16 protein-coding genes are annotated in these 16,292 nt (G+C 63.0%); 6 read left to right on the top strand and 10 right to left on the bottom strand.

From position 1 onward, the window contains the following. Positions 1 to 70 precede the first annotated feature (70 nt). Positions 71 to 1,735, top strand: a complete 1,665-nt coding sequence (locus tag XI06_RS37220; protein ID WP_271607583.1) for a sulfatase-like hydrolase/transferase — start codon at positions 71 to 73, stop codon at positions 1,733 to 1,735. 224 nt (positions 1,736 to 1,959) lie between these two features. On the opposite strand, the gene XI06_RS37215 is transcribed toward XI06_RS37220, so the two are convergent. After that, entirely contained in the window at positions 1,960 to 3,909 is a 1,950-nt protein-coding gene (locus XI06_RS37215; protein ID WP_271607582.1) for a hybrid sensor histidine kinase/response regulator, read from the bottom strand. A 200-nt stretch (positions 3,910 to 4,109) separates the two neighbouring features. Here XI06_RS37215 and XI06_RS37210 point away from each other — a divergent pair, with 200 nt between their 5' ends. Continuing rightward, positions 4,110 to 4,520 carry a hypothetical protein gene (locus XI06_RS37210; RefSeq protein WP_237866567.1) on the top strand — a complete coding sequence of 137 codons (411 nt, stop codon included), beginning with the start codon at positions 4,110 to 4,112 and terminating at the stop codon, positions 4,518 to 4,520. 43 nt (positions 4,521 to 4,563) lie between these two features. Here the strand turns inward: XI06_RS37210 and XI06_RS37205 are convergent, their stop codons facing one another. From XI06_RS37205 to XI06_RS37190, 4 genes are all read right to left on the bottom strand, one after another. Then, positions 4,564 to 5,142, bottom strand: coding sequence for a DoxX family protein (locus XI06_RS37205; protein WP_271607581.1), 579 nt, complete (start codon positions 5,140 to 5,142; stop codon positions 4,564 to 4,566). Positions 5,143 to 5,213: 71 nt separating this feature from the next. Further along, positions 5,214 to 5,849: an NrsF family protein gene (locus XI06_RS37200; RefSeq protein ID WP_237866569.1), complete on the bottom strand. Its 636-nt coding sequence runs from the start codon at positions 5,847 to 5,849 to the stop codon at positions 5,214 to 5,216. Positions 5,850 to 5,883: 34 nt separating this feature from the next. Then, the gene (locus XI06_RS37195; protein ID WP_271607580.1) at positions 5,884 to 7,281 is read right to left on the bottom strand and encodes an ATP-binding protein; all 1,398 of its coding nucleotides are present in this window, start codon (positions 7,279 to 7,281) and stop codon (positions 5,884 to 5,886) included. Next, positions 7,281 to 7,943 (bottom strand): response regulator, encoded by a 663-nt coding sequence (locus XI06_RS37190; RefSeq protein WP_237870927.1) that lies wholly within the window; start codon positions 7,941 to 7,943, stop codon positions 7,281 to 7,283. Before XI06_RS37190 ends, XI06_RS37195 begins: the two co-directional genes overlap by 1 nt. A gap of 98 nt (positions 7,944 to 8,041) precedes the next feature. On the opposite strand from XI06_RS37190, the gene dsbD reads away from it, so the two are divergent. The 3 genes from dsbD (at position 8,042) to XI06_RS37175 (ending at position 11,197) form a co-directional block, all read left to right on the top strand. Next, on the top strand, positions 8,042 to 9,847 hold the full coding sequence (gene dsbD / locus XI06_RS37185; RefSeq protein WP_271607579.1) for a protein-disulfide reductase DsbD: 1,806 nt from the start codon (positions 8,042 to 8,044) through the stop codon (positions 9,845 to 9,847). A gap of 24 nt (positions 9,848 to 9,871) precedes the next feature. Further along, positions 9,872 to 10,516 (top strand): DsbA family protein, encoded by a 645-nt coding sequence (locus XI06_RS37180; protein WP_237866576.1) that lies wholly within the window; start codon positions 9,872 to 9,874, stop codon positions 10,514 to 10,516. Positions 10,517 to 10,582: 66 nt separating this feature from the next. After that, on the top strand, positions 10,583 to 11,197 hold the full coding sequence (locus XI06_RS37175) for a L,D-transpeptidase (RefSeq protein WP_237870931.1): 615 nt from the start codon (positions 10,583 to 10,585) through the stop codon (positions 11,195 to 11,197). A gap of 7 nt (positions 11,198 to 11,204) precedes the next feature. Here XI06_RS37175 and XI06_RS37170 read toward each other — a convergent pair whose 3' ends face one another. The 5 genes from XI06_RS37170 to XI06_RS37150 form a co-directional block, all read right to left on the bottom strand. Beyond that, positions 11,205 to 11,603, bottom strand: coding sequence for a VOC family protein (locus XI06_RS37170; protein ID WP_271607578.1), 399 nt, complete (start codon positions 11,601 to 11,603; stop codon positions 11,205 to 11,207). Beyond that, entirely contained in the window at positions 11,600 to 12,931 is a 1,332-nt protein-coding gene (locus XI06_RS37165; protein WP_271607577.1) for an NAD(P)H-dependent oxidoreductase, read from the bottom strand. Before XI06_RS37165 ends, XI06_RS37170 begins: the two co-directional genes overlap by 4 nt. A gap of 145 nt (positions 12,932 to 13,076) precedes the next feature. After that, a complete protein-coding gene (locus XI06_RS37160) occupies positions 13,077 to 13,877 on the bottom strand; it encodes a phytanoyl-CoA dioxygenase family protein (protein WP_271607576.1) in 801 nt (266 codons plus the stop codon). A 144-nt stretch (positions 13,878 to 14,021) separates the two neighbouring features. After that, on the bottom strand, positions 14,022 to 14,699 hold the full coding sequence (locus XI06_RS37155) for a GntR family transcriptional regulator (protein WP_271607575.1): 678 nt from the start codon (positions 14,697 to 14,699) through the stop codon (positions 14,022 to 14,024). A 154-nt stretch (positions 14,700 to 14,853) separates the two neighbouring features. Further along, positions 14,854 to 15,711: a sigma-70 family RNA polymerase sigma factor gene (locus XI06_RS37150; RefSeq protein ID WP_237866583.1), complete on the bottom strand. Its 858-nt coding sequence runs from the start codon at positions 15,709 to 15,711 to the stop codon at positions 14,854 to 14,856. A 100-nt stretch (positions 15,712 to 15,811) separates the two neighbouring features. Here XI06_RS37150 and XI06_RS37145 point away from each other — a divergent pair, with 100 nt between their 5' ends. Further along, positions 15,812 to 16,267: a carboxymuconolactone decarboxylase family protein gene (locus tag XI06_RS37145; RefSeq protein ID WP_237870961.1), complete on the top strand. Its 456-nt coding sequence runs from the start codon at positions 15,812 to 15,814 to the stop codon at positions 16,265 to 16,267. Positions 16,268 to 16,292 lie beyond the last annotated feature (25 nt).

Below are 16,292 nucleotides of genomic sequence, written 5' to 3'. Positions count from 1 at the left end.
CCTTGCGGGTCTTCACTGTCGGTCCGGCCCCCAAATTGCATAATTCAAATGCTCGGGGCATCCTGATTCCATGACTTTGATTTTCATTCTCGTGGCAGTCATTGCCGCTGTTGCGCTGACGGAACGGAACGTTGAACATCTGCCGTTCGCGATCGCGGCGCTCCTGTTCAATGCTGCCCTGTTGCTGCTGCTTCTTGCCGATGTCGAGAGGGCGATCCTGCTGTCCGGCATGCTGGCGGTGGCAATCGCCGGCATATCCTCAGTCAAGTTCGACCACAGCGCACTCAAGCTGACCGTCTCTGATTTGCCCCTGGCGTTTGCGGGCACGGTCCCATTTTTTGTCTTGCAATACCCGCGCATGATGCTGGGCGTTCTGGCAGGAAGCGCGCTCTTCGCCTTCGCTTCGGGCGCGGTTCTGCTCTATGCGGCGGGGTCTCCCGTTCCCGCCACATTGCGGGTTCTCTTGTTCCTTCTGGCGCTCATCGGCTTTGCCAAGGCTTCCACGTCAAAGGGCGTTGCGTCCTTGCGGCTTACTCTGACGCAAGGGCGGTGCTTCTACGCGACCTTCATGGCCTCGCTGGTCGACCCCGCTTGCTGGCGACAGTTCGGCGCGTTGGCGCTGAGCGATATCGCGAGCGAGCCACTGCCCTTGAGGGAGGCGGTGCCAGCGCGTTCCACCTGTTCGCCCGACATTATCGTCATCCAGCACGAGTCCGTCTTCGACCCGCGTATTTTCGGCCTGCCGGTCGAGTCGAGTGTGGAGGCTTTCCTGTCCCCGCCAGGTGCGGAATTTGGCCACCTGAACGTCGACATCTTTGGTGGAGGGTCGTGGCAAACCGAATTCAGCCTGCTGACCGGTCTTTCAAGCGCCAGCTTCGGTTCGAGCGCCTACTATCTCTTCAAGAAGGGCGCCGGCCGTTTTCATAGCAGCTTGCCGCGTTCCCTGGCGTCGCTCGGCTACAAGACGACACTGATATCCAGCTGCCGCCGCGGATTCCTCAGCTACGATAAATTCTACGGCTCGATCGGCATCGACGAGCGCATCTTCGTCGACGAACTTCCTCCGCCATTCGATACCAGGCGTTTCGAGGCAACAAATTCCGATGCAGTGTTTCTGGATGCGGTCGTCAATGCCTATCTCAAGAGGGTCGCTCACGACCAGACACCGAGATTCCTTTATGCGCTGACCAATTTCAATCACGGTCCGCACAGCAGGCAGCTGGTGCCCTCAGGTCGATTCGAGAAAGAACGCGCCTTTGCCAAGGCCAGCCTCCCCAATGCCGAATACGCCGAGTACTACACGCGACTGGCAGAGACCGCGTCGGCCTGGCAAGCCGCCAGAGCCAAGCTGGCAAGCAGCTTTCCTGACCGGCCTGTCCTCATCGTGCATTACGGGGATCATCAACCCGTGCTGACGAAGCAGATCGATCGACAGCTGAAACGACCGGGAGATGGGCGGAGTGCGTTTCGTACCTTCTACGCGATTGAAGCCCTCAATATCCCGCACTTCAGCCCCGGACGAGGCGCCGACCTCGATATCGCCTTCCTTGGCACTGTCGCCCTGCAACGGGCCGGCATTGCGCTCGATCCGATATTTGCCACCCGCGCGAGCTTGCTGGATGACTGCCGGGAAGCTTACTTCGCATCAGCCTCCGAACGGAAACGTCGTTTCCATCGCACGCTTGTGGATCTGGGGCTCATAGACCTGGGGCCGAGCGCCCGGCAAGCTCGTTAAGCTTGCCACGCTTTCTCCGTTCCCTCCCCCCTTGTGGGGGAGGGTCAGGGAGGGGGGGCCACACGGGGACGCCATCCGTGGCGCCCCCACACACACGACACATCTTCGACAACCGGCACCTTTTCCTGGTGCTACCCCTCTCCCTAGCCCTCCCCCACAAGGGGGGAGGGAATGCACCTTCGTCGGCGCGCCAGTCGAATCTCATCCATCAGACTTTTGTGTTTTCACCTTCGATCCAGAAGCTCGCGAATCTTCAGCGCCAGCCTTGCCTGAGTGACGGGCTTTTCCAGCAGATCGACCCCCTCGTCGAGGCGCCCCTGGTGAACGACTGCGTTGCGCGAGTAACCGGTCATGTAGAGAATCTTCAGCTTGGGCCTGACCTGCTGCGCGCGCCGTCCCAGCTCACGACCATTGATGCCGGGCATGACGACATCGGTCAGAAGCAGATCCAGGTGCTGATCTTCCTGCAATAAAATGGTCATGGCGGCCTGCGCGCTGCCGGCAGCCAGGACCCGATAGTTGAGATCGCGCAGGACGTCCGAAACGTAGGTCCTGAGATCGACATCGTCTTCGACGACGAGAATGGTTTCTACAGCGGCGCCTTCCGCTACGAACTCGTCCGCATCCTCGGAGCTGGGCTGCGCACTGCCCGCGTGACGCGGGAAGTACATCTTGATGCTCGTGCCTTCCCCGACCTCGCTGTAGATCTTCACATGTCCGCCGGACTGTTTGACGAAGCCGTAGACCTGGCTCAGGCCAAGACCGGTCCCCTGTCCAGGCTCCTTGGTCGTGAAAAACGGCTCGAACGCGTGATTGAGGACCTCCGGCGTCATGCCGCTGCCGGTATCGCTGACGCTGATGACGACATATTGGCCGGCTGCGAGCTCCGGGTTCGCACGCGAATAGTCTTCGTCAGCGGAGACATTGGCCGCCTCGATGGTCAGCTTCCCGCCGTCAGGCATCGCATCACGGGCATTGATCGCAAGGTTGACGATGGTCGATTCCAGGTGGTTCACGTCCGCCTCGATCTGCCAGAGGCCGGCGCCGCCGACCGTCTGCACTTCGATGCGCTCACCCAATGTGCGCTGAAGGAACTCCTGGAGCCCACTCAGGAAGCCGTTGAGGTTGATCGGCTTTGGGTCGAGCGCCTGACGGCGAGAGAAGGCGAGCAACCGAGATGTCAGCGCCGCGGCCCGTTGCGCGCCGCGCTTCGCGTTTGCAAGCGCGCGATGGAGGTTCGGTCCTCCGACATTGCGGCTGTTGCGTTCTGCATTCTCGAGATTTCCCAGCACGATCATCAGGAGATTGTTGAAGTCATGAGCGATGCCGCCGCTGAGCTGTCCGACCGCTTCGAGCTTCTGGGATGCAACCAGTTGCTCCTGGACCCGCTGAAGCTCGTCCTGGGCCTGCTTCCGCTCGGTGAGATCGCGCGTGACCTTCGCAAAGCCGATGATCGTGCCGCTTTCGTCGGTAATCCTGTCGATGACCACCGAGGCCCAGAAGCGCGTGCCGTCCTTGCGCAACCGCCAGCCCTCGGATTCGAACCGCCCTTTTTCGGCGGCCTCCCTCAGCGCCAATTTCGGCACGCCCTTTTCAAGATCCTCGGGCGTGTAGAAGGTGCTGAAATGTCGGCCGATGATCTCCTCCGGCCGATACCCCTTGATGCGCTCCGCGCCGGGGTTCCAGGTCGCGACATTGCCGGAAGGATCGAGTTGAAAAATGGCGTAGTCGACGACGGCTTCAACGAGGCGGCGATATCGTCGTTCGCTTTCCAGGAGGTCGTTATGGGCCTGTTGCCGCTCGGTGATGTCTCTCGTCACCTTCGCGAACCCGACGAGATCGCCGCCCTCGTCCCGGATGGCGTCGAGAACGACGAGCGCCCAGAACCGGCTGCCATCCTTTCTGACGCGCCAGCCTTCGGACGCAAAGCGTCCTGTCTCCGACGCGGTGGCCAGCGCCTTGGCGGGTAGGCCCTTCTGCCGATCTTCAGGCGTGTAAAAGGTCGAAAAAGGCTTTCCGATGATCTCGTAGGCCACGTAACCCTTGAGCCGTTCAGCGCCCTTGTTCCAGGTCCTGATCAAGCCGTTGGTATCGAGCATGAAGATGGCGTAATCGACGATCCCGTTAATGAGCAACTCAAGGCTTCGGGGATCCGCGGCGGCGGTTGTTTTCATTCAACGAGGACTCTGGAGGCGGAATGGAGATAATTCGCCACCACTTGACAGGTTCCCGCGGAATAGTGATCCCGCCGGTTCCAGGGAAGCGTGTCCTCATGGCTTAAGCTTCGGCCGCCGCCAACCAAAAGGGCAGCTCATTCAGCGGGTGCGGACTGATCCAAAGCCGGGCGAGCGTCGTATAGCAGACGGAGGCCCGAATGGAGCGCGACAACGTCCTGCAATTCCCCTGTCCCGATCACGGTCTGTCATCAGATGAGTTCGTCTCCGAGCTCACAAGGCTCTGTGATGAGCTGGCATCGGAATTCCCGGGTGGGAACGAATTTGGCGCGTTTGACGAGCAGCTGATGCGCATCGAGAAATCGAGCATCCTGCTGGCAAGCATCAGTCAGCTGGTGTCACGGGGTGGCGACCGCCTGCGGGCAGCTGAGTCATTCGAGCGGATCATGCGTTCAGTAGCCGAGCTTCGCTCCGAAATCGAGGGATATGGATCGCTCGAAGAGCCCGTTTGTAAGCTCACTCGAGGTCCGGCGGATCAGCCGCATCCGACCATCAGTCAGTTTGATTCGATCAAATCCGAATCTCAAGAGACTCTCTCATTCACCTCTTGACAGTCACGCTGACCTCTCCTCCGACGTCAGGTTTCCAAGAACGCTACAGCTCCGAAGGATGGGTACGAAGCCGGCCTGTGAGACCGTCCTTTGCGTCCGACCTCACGCGATCTCTGCCAGCGCGACGGATAAGCCATCCATCCAATGAAATTGGTCCCGCGCCACCGATCGCAAGGCTGATCAGACCGGCAAGATAGAGAAGGATGTGCTCGTAACCCACCGGGCCGAACTTCACTCCGTCCGGAGAAATACCCGCGAGCTTGACGGAGAAGAAGCCGTAATGGAGATGGACCGTGAAGAGCGCAGCCAGCAACACGACCGACAACGGCACGCTCGCCGCTGCGACGAACGCGCCGCACAGTACGCAGAGGCCTCCAATCAGTTCGGTTACCGTGGTAGCCCAGGCAAAGAACAGCGGAAGAGGCACATTAAGGGCGTGCAGGAAGGCCGCGAAGCTCTCGGGGCCGCGGCTCAGCTTCGCCCACCCATGGATGATGAAGCCATAGCCCACGATGAGGCGAAGCGGCCATGCGCTCCAGCCCGAAAGTTTGCCGGCCAGTTTCGTCCAGCCGGCGATCAAGAAGCGTTGGCGGTCCGATGACAATGCACTCACGAGGTCCATCCTGATTCTTGTGCTTGAGTGCGCACCGATCGCTCTACAGGCTTAAGCGGATCTTAAGGGCAGGTCCTCCTTCACCAGGTCAGGAAGCGCCGGCCGCCGTAATAGCCGCCCGCCGCGGTCGTCGACATCGCGATCGGATACCACGTGATCACGAATAGCGGACTGTCATCGAAGCAGTTGAGCGCATAGAACGTGGCAGCGATCGCGCCCGCGGCGAGACCCGCCACTGCGCCGGTCAATCCCGGATCGCACGAGGCTCCGCTCCGCAGCAGGATGAGGAAACATGTCAGCGGAGCCAGAGCCAGAACCGGAATCAGCGTCATGCAGTTCACCGAGTTCGAACCGACCAGGCGAACCATCCACAGCGAGGGGGGCACGAGATCGAGCTCGAACGCCGTCGCCGCAAGCAACAGGCAAAGCGGCACCATGAGTACTTCGAACCGGCATCGGCGCCACATTGCAGGCGCGGCCAACCGGTAGGCCAGCGTCGTAGCTGGCACGGCAAGTGCAAGTGTAACCACGAATTTGAACAGAAACCGCCAGGTCTCGGCCGCGGCCGCAATGTCCGGCCTGGGACCGATCGCTGCAAAGAAAACTACAGCGTCGAAGGCGACCCCCGAGGCGGTGGCGTAGACGAAGGAGCGAAGAAAGGAGCGCCGCGGGCCGATGTCGGCCACCAGTGCGTTGATGAGTTGCTCCGTTTTCATCGCCCTGTGCTCCTGCGATGTGCAAGCTCCGGTCTCACGACGTCTTGGTCACAAAGCGGAGGACCGCGCTGGATCGCCGAGTCGGGACGGGGGCCTTGTCCGAAGGCAACGGCCAGACGATCTCGGCGCGCAGTCCGCTGCGGTCGCCGCGGTTGACGAGATTAAGTCGGGCCCCGTTGGCTCGCAGAGCCAGCTCGACGATTGACAGCCCCAGCCCACTGCCGCTGGGGCGCTTCAGACGGCCGCGGAAGAAGCGACGTGTGACGAGTTTCAGTTCGTCCGGCGGGATCCCGGGACCTTCGTCCTCGACGGCGATCACGAGCGCGTCGGCATCGCTGTTGACGCGCCAGCGCACCAGGCCGGAGTCAAAAGTGTGTTCAACAGCATTCTCATGCAGGTTGCGTAGTGCTACCGCGAGCAGTGCCGCGTTTGCCGTTACCGTCGTCCTGCTTAATGCCGGCTCGATCTCCACGCGGATGCGGTCATGGCCCGGGGCGGCGTCAACGATCTCGTCGATGGCGGCTCCGAGATTGACGGCGGCGTCTGGTCGTGCGTCGTGGCGGGCATCGAGATCCGCCATTGCCAGCAATTGCCGAACGAGCCGCGTGGTGCGGTCGACCGCAATGAGGATCTGCCGCAGCGCCCGCTCGCGCGCCGGCGGATCGCTGGCGCTGATCGCGACTTGCGCCTGGGTCCGCAAGCCTGCAAGCGGCGTGCGAAGCTCGTGGGCTGCAAACGCCGTAATCTCGCGCTCATGTTGCCGCGCGCTTTCGACCTTCTCGAAGAGCGCGTTGAGGGCGGCCGTCATCGGCAGGATCTCGGGCGGGGCCCGATCCGCCTGCACCGGGCTCATGTCATCCGCGCCGCGGGTCTGAAGTTCGCGCGCAAGCGTGCGTAGCGGCCGCAAGCCGCTGGAGAGGCTAGACCAGATCAGGAAACCGAGCAGTGGAACGATCAGCAGCGTCGGAGTAAGAAGCCCCTTGATGATGCCAGCGACCAGATGCTCGCGAATGCCGAGGCGATCGCCGACCAGCACGCGGATGCCCTTGTCGGCATCCTCGACGGTGAAGACGCGCCAGCTCTCGCCGTCGATGTCGCGTTGGGAGAAGCCGCTTTCGGTATCGCTGAGTCTGGCGCGCGGTGCCCCACTCGACCGCGCGACCAGACGGCCGTCGAGCGACCATATCTGGCAGGAAAGCTGGCGCTCGTAGATCGGTATTCCGTCAAGCGCGTCGTGGCTTGCCTCAGGGGTCGCGACGCCCTTGGTTGGCACGAGCGAAGCCACCATGCGCGCGGCTTCCTGGAGCCGGGCGTCGAGCACACTTTCAACCTCATGCTTTGTGCCGACATAGATCCATCCGATGGCGAACAGCCAGATCACGCCTGTAGCCGCCACCAGGATCAGGAAGAGTCTCGTCCGCAGCGACATCATTATGCGCCCACCCGGATGCGGTAACCGATGCCGCGCACGGTCTCGATCGCGTGTCGTCCGAGCTTGGCGCGGAGCTTGTGGATGTGGACCTCCACAGTATTGCTCTCGATCTCCTCTTGCCAGCCGTAGAGGCTGGCCTCCAGCGCGTCCTTGGAGCGCAGCACGCCTGGCCGCTCCATCAGCGCCTGCAGCACGGCGAATTCGCGCCGCGACAAGCTGACCCTCTCGCCATTCGCGGCCGCCGACATGGTGGCAGGATCAAGCACGATGCCGTTGCAGGACAGCAGCGGCGAAGCCCGCCCATTTTGACGCCGAGCGATGGCGCGCAGCCGCGCGCCGAGTTCATCCAGGTCGAACGGCTTGCCGAGATAGTCGTCGGCACCCGCATCGAGGCCCTTGACGCGATCGGCGATTTCGTCGAGCGCGGTCAACAGCAGCACCGGCGTGCGGTCGCCGGCCGCCCGCAGGTCGGCGAGCAGATCGAGCCCAGACCCGTCCGGGAGCATAAGGTCGAGAACGAGAGCATCGAATTCGCTGCTTGCCAGCGCGGCACGTCCGTCCGCGCAGCTCTCCACAACGTCGAGCGTAGCGCCGAACATGCCGAGCCCGGTCCGCAAACCATCTGACAGGACAGGATCGTCTTCGACGACGAGAATACGCATGGCTTTGTCCTCTGCCGTCAAGCCCGTCGCCCTTCAGCCTTAAGGCTGGCTTAAGGTGAGCTCGCCAGATCGACGTTCGCAATCAGGCGAGGCTTTCCATGTCTTACGTGCGGACGATCTGGTTTGTTACCTTTCTCCTTCAGGCCTTTTGGCTCGGCGCGGCCGCGGCGGGACCGAAGCCACCCGACGAGGCCTTCAGATTCGACGTCACACAAGGTGAAGAGGAAGGTGTCGAGCTCTTCTGGTCGATTGAACCTGGGTACTATCTTTATCGTGACCGGATCGCGGCAAGCCTCGGTGGCGAGGCGCTCAAGGTCGTGACCACACGGGGCGAGACCAAGGACGATCCAACCTTCGGACCGACCGAGGTCTACCACCACCAAGCGACCGCTCTTATCAACGCGCTGCCGGAAACCGGCGAGCTTCACGTCACCTATCAGGGCTGCGGCGAGAATACGATCTGCTATCCGCCGATCACGAAGGTCATCGACCTCGCAACGTTGATCGTTCGCGATGCCGACGATAGAAAGGAGGAGATGCGTTCGCTGTCCGCGTCGGCGGCCGAGGATCCGGCGCCTACGGTTCCTGGTGACGTTTCGCCTGCCAGTGCGACCACACCTGATCTGGGCGGCAGCCTCCTTCCGACCTTGCTCGCCTTTCTCGGTTTCGGAGTGCTGCTCGCCTTCACGCCGTGCGTTCTTCCCATGGTGCCGATTCTGTCGGGCATGCTGACGCGCTCTGCTGAGAAGCTATCGCCGGCGCAGGGCTTTCTGCTGTCCGCATCCTACGTGCTCGCGATGGCAAGCGCCTATGGCGTGCTCGGAGTTTTCGCCGCCTGGTTCGGCGGCAACCTTCAGGCGATCTTGCAGACTCCGGGCGCCGTCGCCCTGATGAGTCTGATGTTCGTGATGTTGGCTCTCTCGATGTTCGGATTCTATGAGCTGCAGGGACCGCATGCGTGGAGCGCGCGGCTGACGCTCGGGGCGGGCCGCCCAGGATCGATCGGCGGGGCAGCGCTGCTCGGTTTCACCTCCGCTCTCATCGTCGGTCCTTGCGTTACGCCGCCGCTGGCGGCGGCCTTGGTCTATATTGCGCAGACCGGAAAAGCGATGCGCGGCTCGGCGGCACTGTTCTCGCTCGGTCTAGGCATGGGCCTGCCGTTGCTGGTGGTTGGGGCCTTCGGAGCGACAGCTCTGCCCAAGTCCGGGCCGTGGCTGGTTCGTGTCAAGCAAGCGTTCGGCATCGTCTTCATCGGCGTCGCAATCTGGATGATGTCACGGATCTTGCCACTGCCCTTGATCGCAATCGCGTGGGGAGCGTTTTTCGTCGGGATCGCATTTTGGCTCGGGTGGCCGCAACCGGACAGCGCCCGATCCACGCCGCACTGGGGACGTGTGGCGTCCGCAATGGCAGCCGGTACGCTCGCGATCTATGGTGGGCTTGTGACCATTGGAGGCATCACCGGATGGTACGCGCCTCTGCAGCCATTCGCATGGGCGGGTGTGACCCTGCCCATCTCCGCATCTGGCCTCGAATCCGACGGCTTTCAAACGATAACCAATGAGCATGATCTCGACACGGCCATCGCCACCGCCAGTGTGGAGGGGCGCCCCGTCCTGATCGATTTTTCGGCCGAGTGGTGCACTGAGTGCCGGTTGATGGAGCGTACCGTCTTCGCGGATGAGGCGGTGCGCCAGCGGCTGAGGACGCTGCGTCTGATCCGGGCCGACATGACACGGTACAACCTCGCGAGCAGGAGGCTCATGGAGCGGTTCGAGGTGGTTGGCCCTCCAACGCTGGTCTTTCTCAACGCCACAGGCCGGGAAGTCGACGGCACCAGAACGATCGGCGCGACCGCCGTGCGCGACCTCCTGGACAAGATCTCCGTAGCCGAACGCGGTTAACGCAAGCATCTCCTGGAGCAACACATGAGTAAAGCAGTTTCCCGCTCGACCTTCCTCCGCCTTGCCGGAACCGCCGCGCTATTGCTCACCAAGACCTTCGCGCGCAGCGCTGAAAACGAAATCACAAGCGAGATGATCCTTGCTGATCCCGAAGCGCCGACAGCGGGCAATCCTGAAGGCGATATCACGATCGTGGACTTCTTCGACTATAATTGTCCGTTCTGTAAGGATGCCGCCGTTCATCTCGAGCGTCTCGTGAAGGCGGACGGAAAGATAAAACTCGTCTACAAGGACTGGCCGGTGCTGGCCCCAAGCTCGATCGTCGGCGCTAAGCTCGCGCTTGGAGCAAGATACCAGGATAAATATCTCGCTGCGCATCACGCCCTGATGAGTGTCCCCGGCTACGGAATTCCGCAGCAGCAGATGATCGACGCAGTGCGTAACTCCGGCGTCGACATGAACCGCCTCAATGCCGACATCAAGGCAAACGACGCGGCTATCACCGGTCTGCTCAAGCGAAACCTGGCGATTGCCGACGCGGTCGGCTTCCAGGGAACGCCGGGCTTCCTCGTCGGCCCCTACAAGGTCAATCAGGCGCTCACATACGACGGTTTCCAGCACGTCGTGGCCGACGCCCGCGCCAGGCAAGCCGGTCAGAAGGCCGATTGACGCAACTAAACTCGAGAACTCCAACTTATGCTCGCAAATTTTCAGAGAATCGCCAGGACACTCTTCGTGGCGATCGCACTTCCCTTGACCGCGGCAGGATGCGTTACAACCGATGCGCCCCGCCTTGCCGAACGCGATTCGGCCGGCGCAGGACATTATGCGGCGATACCCTCGGAGAAGTTCACCGTCGATGCGATCGACGTGTCGTCGGTCGACCCGCGCTTTCTGCGCCAAGTCGTCGATTACCGTACGACGGAGCCCCCTGGAACGATCGTAGTCGATCCGCATAATCGCTTTCTGTACCTCGTCAAAGAAGGCGGCAGGGCCGTTCGCTACGGAGTCGGGGTTGGTCGCGCCGGCCTCGAATTCACGGGCACGGCGAACATCCAGCTCAAGCGGGAATGGCCGCACTGGACCCCGACCGAGGCGATGATCGCGCGTGAGCCGAAGCGCTATGCCAGATGGGCGGGCGGCATGGACGGCGGAGAGAGTAATCCGCTCGGCGCGCGAGCGCTCTATCTGTTCAGGGGCGGACAAGACACCCGCTATCGCATCCACGGCACGACCGAGCCGGAATCGATTGGAAAGGCGGTCTCGTCCGGATGCATCCGCATGATGAATCAGGACATCATTGATCTCTACGGGCAGGTGCCTCTGCACACGAAAGTCGTGGTGCTCTAGGAGCTTGTCATTCGTCAGGCCAGTTGGAATTTTGCAGGACTACGCGATATCCATCGCAGTCTTCGAACGTGACGCCATGTGTTTCCCAGAAGGGATTGAAAGGCTGAACCGGACAATAGCCGCGATTCTGCATGCGCGAGACAGCCGCTTCCCACTCCGATCTCAGGGGAAAATAGAAGACGAGGAGGTTCTCTTTGCTCGGTGCCCTGCCCGCATCGTGGCCGTGTGCCCGGGTAAACTCAAGATGGTAGGATTCTCCGGGGCGCCCCAGCATGACGCCGTCGAAACCCTCGTGTTGTTCAAAGCGATAAAGCTCGCTGAGTCCAAGCCCGACCTTGTAGAACGCGATGACTGCGTCGAGATCGTTGGTGGGACGCGCGATACGAAGCAAAGTCTGGGCTTTCATGCGATTTGCTTTCCTGGGCTGAGCTTAACGAACGCCGCCTCCATCGCCTTGCGCGTCTTGATCGTCTCGCTACCAGCGTCGAACTCGACGTCGCTCCAGCGCACGATCTCGCCATGGGCGACGTCGTGCTTCAGCTTGAGCCGATGGGCGAGGCCGATCGGCAGGGCACCGGCCTTCAGGCTCGTGGCTGCCGGCACCAGCTTGCCCCATACGGTGTAGCCGCCTTCGCCGTCGAGCATTTCGCCGGCGCGCAAGTTGCGCTTGGCGACCGCCGCGACGTCGCCGCGGAAGCCGTATGGCTGGCCGGTCGGCTCGCCTCGTAGCGCAGCCGACAGCACCGAGATGTTCAGCTCGAGCCCGATCAGATGATAGGGCTTGTACATCGCGGCAAAGCGCCCGCTGGCGTCGGTCTTTAGGCCATACTGCCTGAAGCAGTCGGCGGCGTAGTCGTTCGGCGCCTCCAGCACGACATAGACGCCCCAGCGCAAATCGCGAAACACCGGCCGGCCGTCGCGTTCCAGCGAAGAGACGACCTCGACGACGCCCGACCGCTCCAGCACGCCGCCGCGCGACCGCGGCCGCATGATGTGCGGCAGATCGTCGACACCGCAGGGCGGAAACAGAAGTCCCTCCGAGGGCACGTCGAGGGCGCAAGCATTTGCGATCGCGGCCATCTCGATCGCCGATTTGGTCCCGTCGAGGAAGGAGTTGAACATCTGCGGGTTCATGCCGGCCGACTGCGCTTCGCCGGCGGTGAGACCATAGTGCTGCCAGACGCCGTCAGGCGTCACGTCGTGATAGGCAGGCAGATATTTCGTTCCTTTGCCGGCGGCGACGACGCGAAAACCTGTGGCGCGCGCCCAGTCGACCATCTCGGCCGTCAGCGCCGGCTGGTCACCATAGGCGAGCGAATAGACCACGCCTGCCTTGCGCGCTTCCTCGGCCAGCAGCGGGCCTGCCAGTACGTCCGCCTCCACGTTCACCATCACGATGTGCTTGCCCGCCGCGATTGCCGCGCGCGCGTGACGGATTCCGACGGCGGGATTGCCGGTCGCCTCCACCACCACATCCATCGCCCCGCCGGCGATGGCGCGTGCGCCGTCATCGGTGAAGACGGTTTTGGCGATGCGCTCGGTGTCCCAGCCGACGGTGCGGCAGGCCTCGCGCGCGCGGTCGCGGTCGATGTCGACGATGATAGGCACTTCGAGCCCCGGCGTGTGTGGCACCTGCGCGAGGAACATCGAGCCAAATTTGCCGGCGCCGATCAGCGCGACACGGACAGGTTTTCCGGCGGACGCGCGGGCCTGGAGGAGGCGGAAGAGGTTCATGTTGGAAATCCGTAGGTGCAACAATCAAAGGTCGTCGTCATTCCGGGGCGCGCGAAGCGCGAGCCCGGAATCCATCCATCCACAGTCTCTGCGGCCCAATGGATTCCGGGTTCGCGCCCAAGGGGGCGCGCCCCGGAATGACAGATCACTCCGCCGCCTGCCGCGGCGCTCTTGCAAGCCGTACCAGCGCGTCATCAGCCACCGTCTTGATCGGCGTGAGATCGCGGTGCGCGATATACTCCGGCCGCGTCGGGGTGCGGATGTAGTTCGAGACCGCGTTCAAGGTCAGGTACACGATCTTGCGCGGGTAGGGCGTGATGTTGCCGCTCGATCCGTGCACGAGATTGCCGTGGAACATCAGCATGCCGCCCGGCTTGCCGGTCGGCGCAACGATGCCGCCCTGTTTGACGAGGCGCGTCACCGTGTCTTCGTCCAGCGTCCACAGCGGATAGGACGTGGTGGCGAGGTCATGGGAGGCTTCCAGATCGCCGGCGTCCTGGCTGCGCGGCACCAGCATCAAGGGACCGTTGATCGGCATCACCTCGTCGAGGAAGATCGCGATGTTCATCGCGCGGGGTTCCGGCATGCCGTCGTCGCGCTTCCAGGTGCCATAATCCTGATGCCACTGCCAGACGTCGCCGGTGAAGGCCGATTTCGCGTTGATCTTGAACTGGTGCATGTAGACAGGCTCGCCGAAAACCTGCTCGACCGGCTCGATCATGCGCGGATGCGCGCCGAGAATACGGAAGGCCTCGTTGTAGAGATGCGCGGCAAAGGCCGTGCGCGGCGCGCCGCTCTGCTCGCGCCAGACCTCCGGCCGGTTGGTGTCATAAATGCCGACCGCCTCGCGCGCGAGGAGATCGACCTCCTCCTGGGTAAACAGTTCGGGCAGGAACAGCCAGCCCTCGCGTTGGAAGAACTCCAATTGCTCCTGGGACAGTCTCATGGGTCGTCCTCCTGTATTGTTCTTGTTGTCATTCCGGGGCGCGCGAAGCGCGAGCCCGGAATCCATTCATCCTCAGTCTCTGCCGTCCGATGGATTCCGGGCTCGGTCCTGCGGACCGCCCCGGAATGACGGCGCGTGTTGCAGCTACGCCGCCACCTCGTCCGTCGCCCTCAATCTCTCCTCAGTCATCCGTCCCGCCGTCTGCGCGTGGGCCAGCGCCGCGCGCTCGGCCGCGTCAGCGTCGCCTGAGAGAATGTGCTTGGCGATATCGGCGTGTTCCGCCCAGGCGCTGCCGCGATAGTCGAGCTCGGACAGCACGGTTGCCATCGAGCGGCGCATATGCGGCCATTGCGGCGTGATCGTTTCCTCGATCACGGGATTGCCCGCGAGCTGGTAGATAGCGCGGTGGAATTCGACATCGAGCGCGATCAGATCCGTGAGCGCAGTCTTGCGATCGATGCGGCGTCCGGCGGCGAGCGCCGCCTCAAGCCGCGCGCGACCGGCAGCATCAGTTGCGGCACGCTGGGCTGCAAGCCGGGCCGCGAGCGCGTCGATGGCGCCGCGCACCTCGTAGAGCTGACGAATGCGCGCGGGGTCGAGCTGGGTGACTTCAAAGCCGCGCTTGCCGCTTTCGGCGAGGAGGCCCTGACGATGCAACAGATGCAGCGCATGCGACACCGGCTGGCGCGAGACGCCGAGCTTGTCGGCGAGTTCGTTCTGCCGGATGCGCTGGCCGGGCTGAAGCGTGCGATCGGAGATCGCCTCCAGGATCCGGGCGTAGACCTGGTCGATCAGGTTCGGGAGCGGGTCGAGAGGAATCACGCCGGCGGGCTCCAAGAAGGGAATACGGAATTCCGTATGCGAAGATATCGCCAGAGGGCGAGCCCGTCAATATTGTCGTTTTTGGTCGCGCAAGCCTTTGATTCTATTAGAGCGGTCTACTGTGCATGGGGTTGTTTCGGTGGATAGGGCCGCCTCAGCTCTCCAGCACCTCCACATCCAGCGCGGCAACCCGCTCTGCATCGGCCATGGCCTCAATCCCGGCGATGCGGTCCCCGTTGAAGGTAAGGCGCAGCGCGATGCGCAGATGTCCGCCGAGGATGACAGCGACCCCGATCGCGCCATCGACCAGCGCGGTGCGCGCCGCCTGGGCGCGACCCTTGTAGAGTTGCGCAATCGCCACCGCGCCGCGGACCTCCGGCGGCGAGCCCAGCCGCACCACGGCGTCGTCGGCGCGCAACACGACATCGGGGTCGAGCACCGCCAGCAATCCTTCGAAATCGCCTTCGCGCGAGGCCTTGAGAAAAGCATCGACGATCGTGCGCTGATGCGACAGGTCAGCCTCCGGCACCGGTACGCCCTGCACGCGTCGCCGCGCGCGGCTTGCCAATTGCCTGGAGGCATCGACCGAGCGCCCGACGATCGGCGCGATCTCCTCGAAGGGCACTGCGAACATGTCATGCAGCACGAAGGCGAGCCGCTCCGCCGGCTGCAAGGTCTCCAGCACGACCAGCAGCGCCGCGCCGACGGAATCGGCCATCTCCGCCTCCCGCTCCCGCGTCTCGTCGACCGGCTCGGGTACATGCGGGCCCATCGGATCCTCCTTGCGCGACTTGCGCGCGCGCAGCATGTCGAGGCAGATGCGGGCGACCACGGTGGTCAGCCAGCCTCTCAGGTTCGCGACGTCGGACGTGTCGCTGCGGCTCAGCCGCAGCCACGCCTCCTGCACGGCATCGTCGACCTCGCCGCGCGAGCCCAGCATCCGGTAGGCGACGGCGCGCAGATGGTCGCGGTTGGCCTCGAACTGCAGGGTCAGAAAATTTTCTTCGGTCATCGGTCACAGTCCCTCGTCGCGATCCGTCATGCCCAAGACGAAGCCAATCCGGCCGATGTGACCGGAACCTTCGAAATTCGATCTATGGAGACGAGACATGATGCACGCCCGCATGAATCACCCGGTGATGGTCCTGCCCGAGGCCATGAACCTCCTCCAAGCCCTCGCCAACCTCACCAAGCAAGGCCTGCCGGAAAAGCTCCTGGAACTGGTGCATCTGCGCGCCAGCCAGATCAACGGCTGCAGCGTCTGCGTCGACATGCATCCCAAGATCGCCCGCAAGCTGGGCGAAACCGACGAGCGATTGTTCGCAGTCTCCGCCTGGCGGGAGGCGCCCTATTTCTCCGACGCCGAACGCGCCGCGCTGGCGCTGACGGAGGCGGTCACGCGCGTTGCCGATCGCGAGGATCCGGTGCCGGACGCGATCTGGAACGAGGCCGCCAAGCATTTTGACGAGCGCGAGCTCGCAACCCTGATCCTCGCGATCGCGACGATCAACGTCTGGAACCGGCTGAACGCGACCATCAAGATGCCTGTCGGCGTCTGGAAGGTGTGAGGCCTTTCCCTGTATGCGAGGCGAG

The sequence above is a fragment of the Bradyrhizobium sp. CCBAU 11434 genome, from assembly GCF_028128895.1.
Lineage (GTDB): Bacteria > Pseudomonadota > Alphaproteobacteria > Rhizobiales > Xanthobacteraceae > Bradyrhizobium > Bradyrhizobium zhengyangense.
This window is presented reverse-complemented; position numbering and strand designations above follow the sequence as displayed.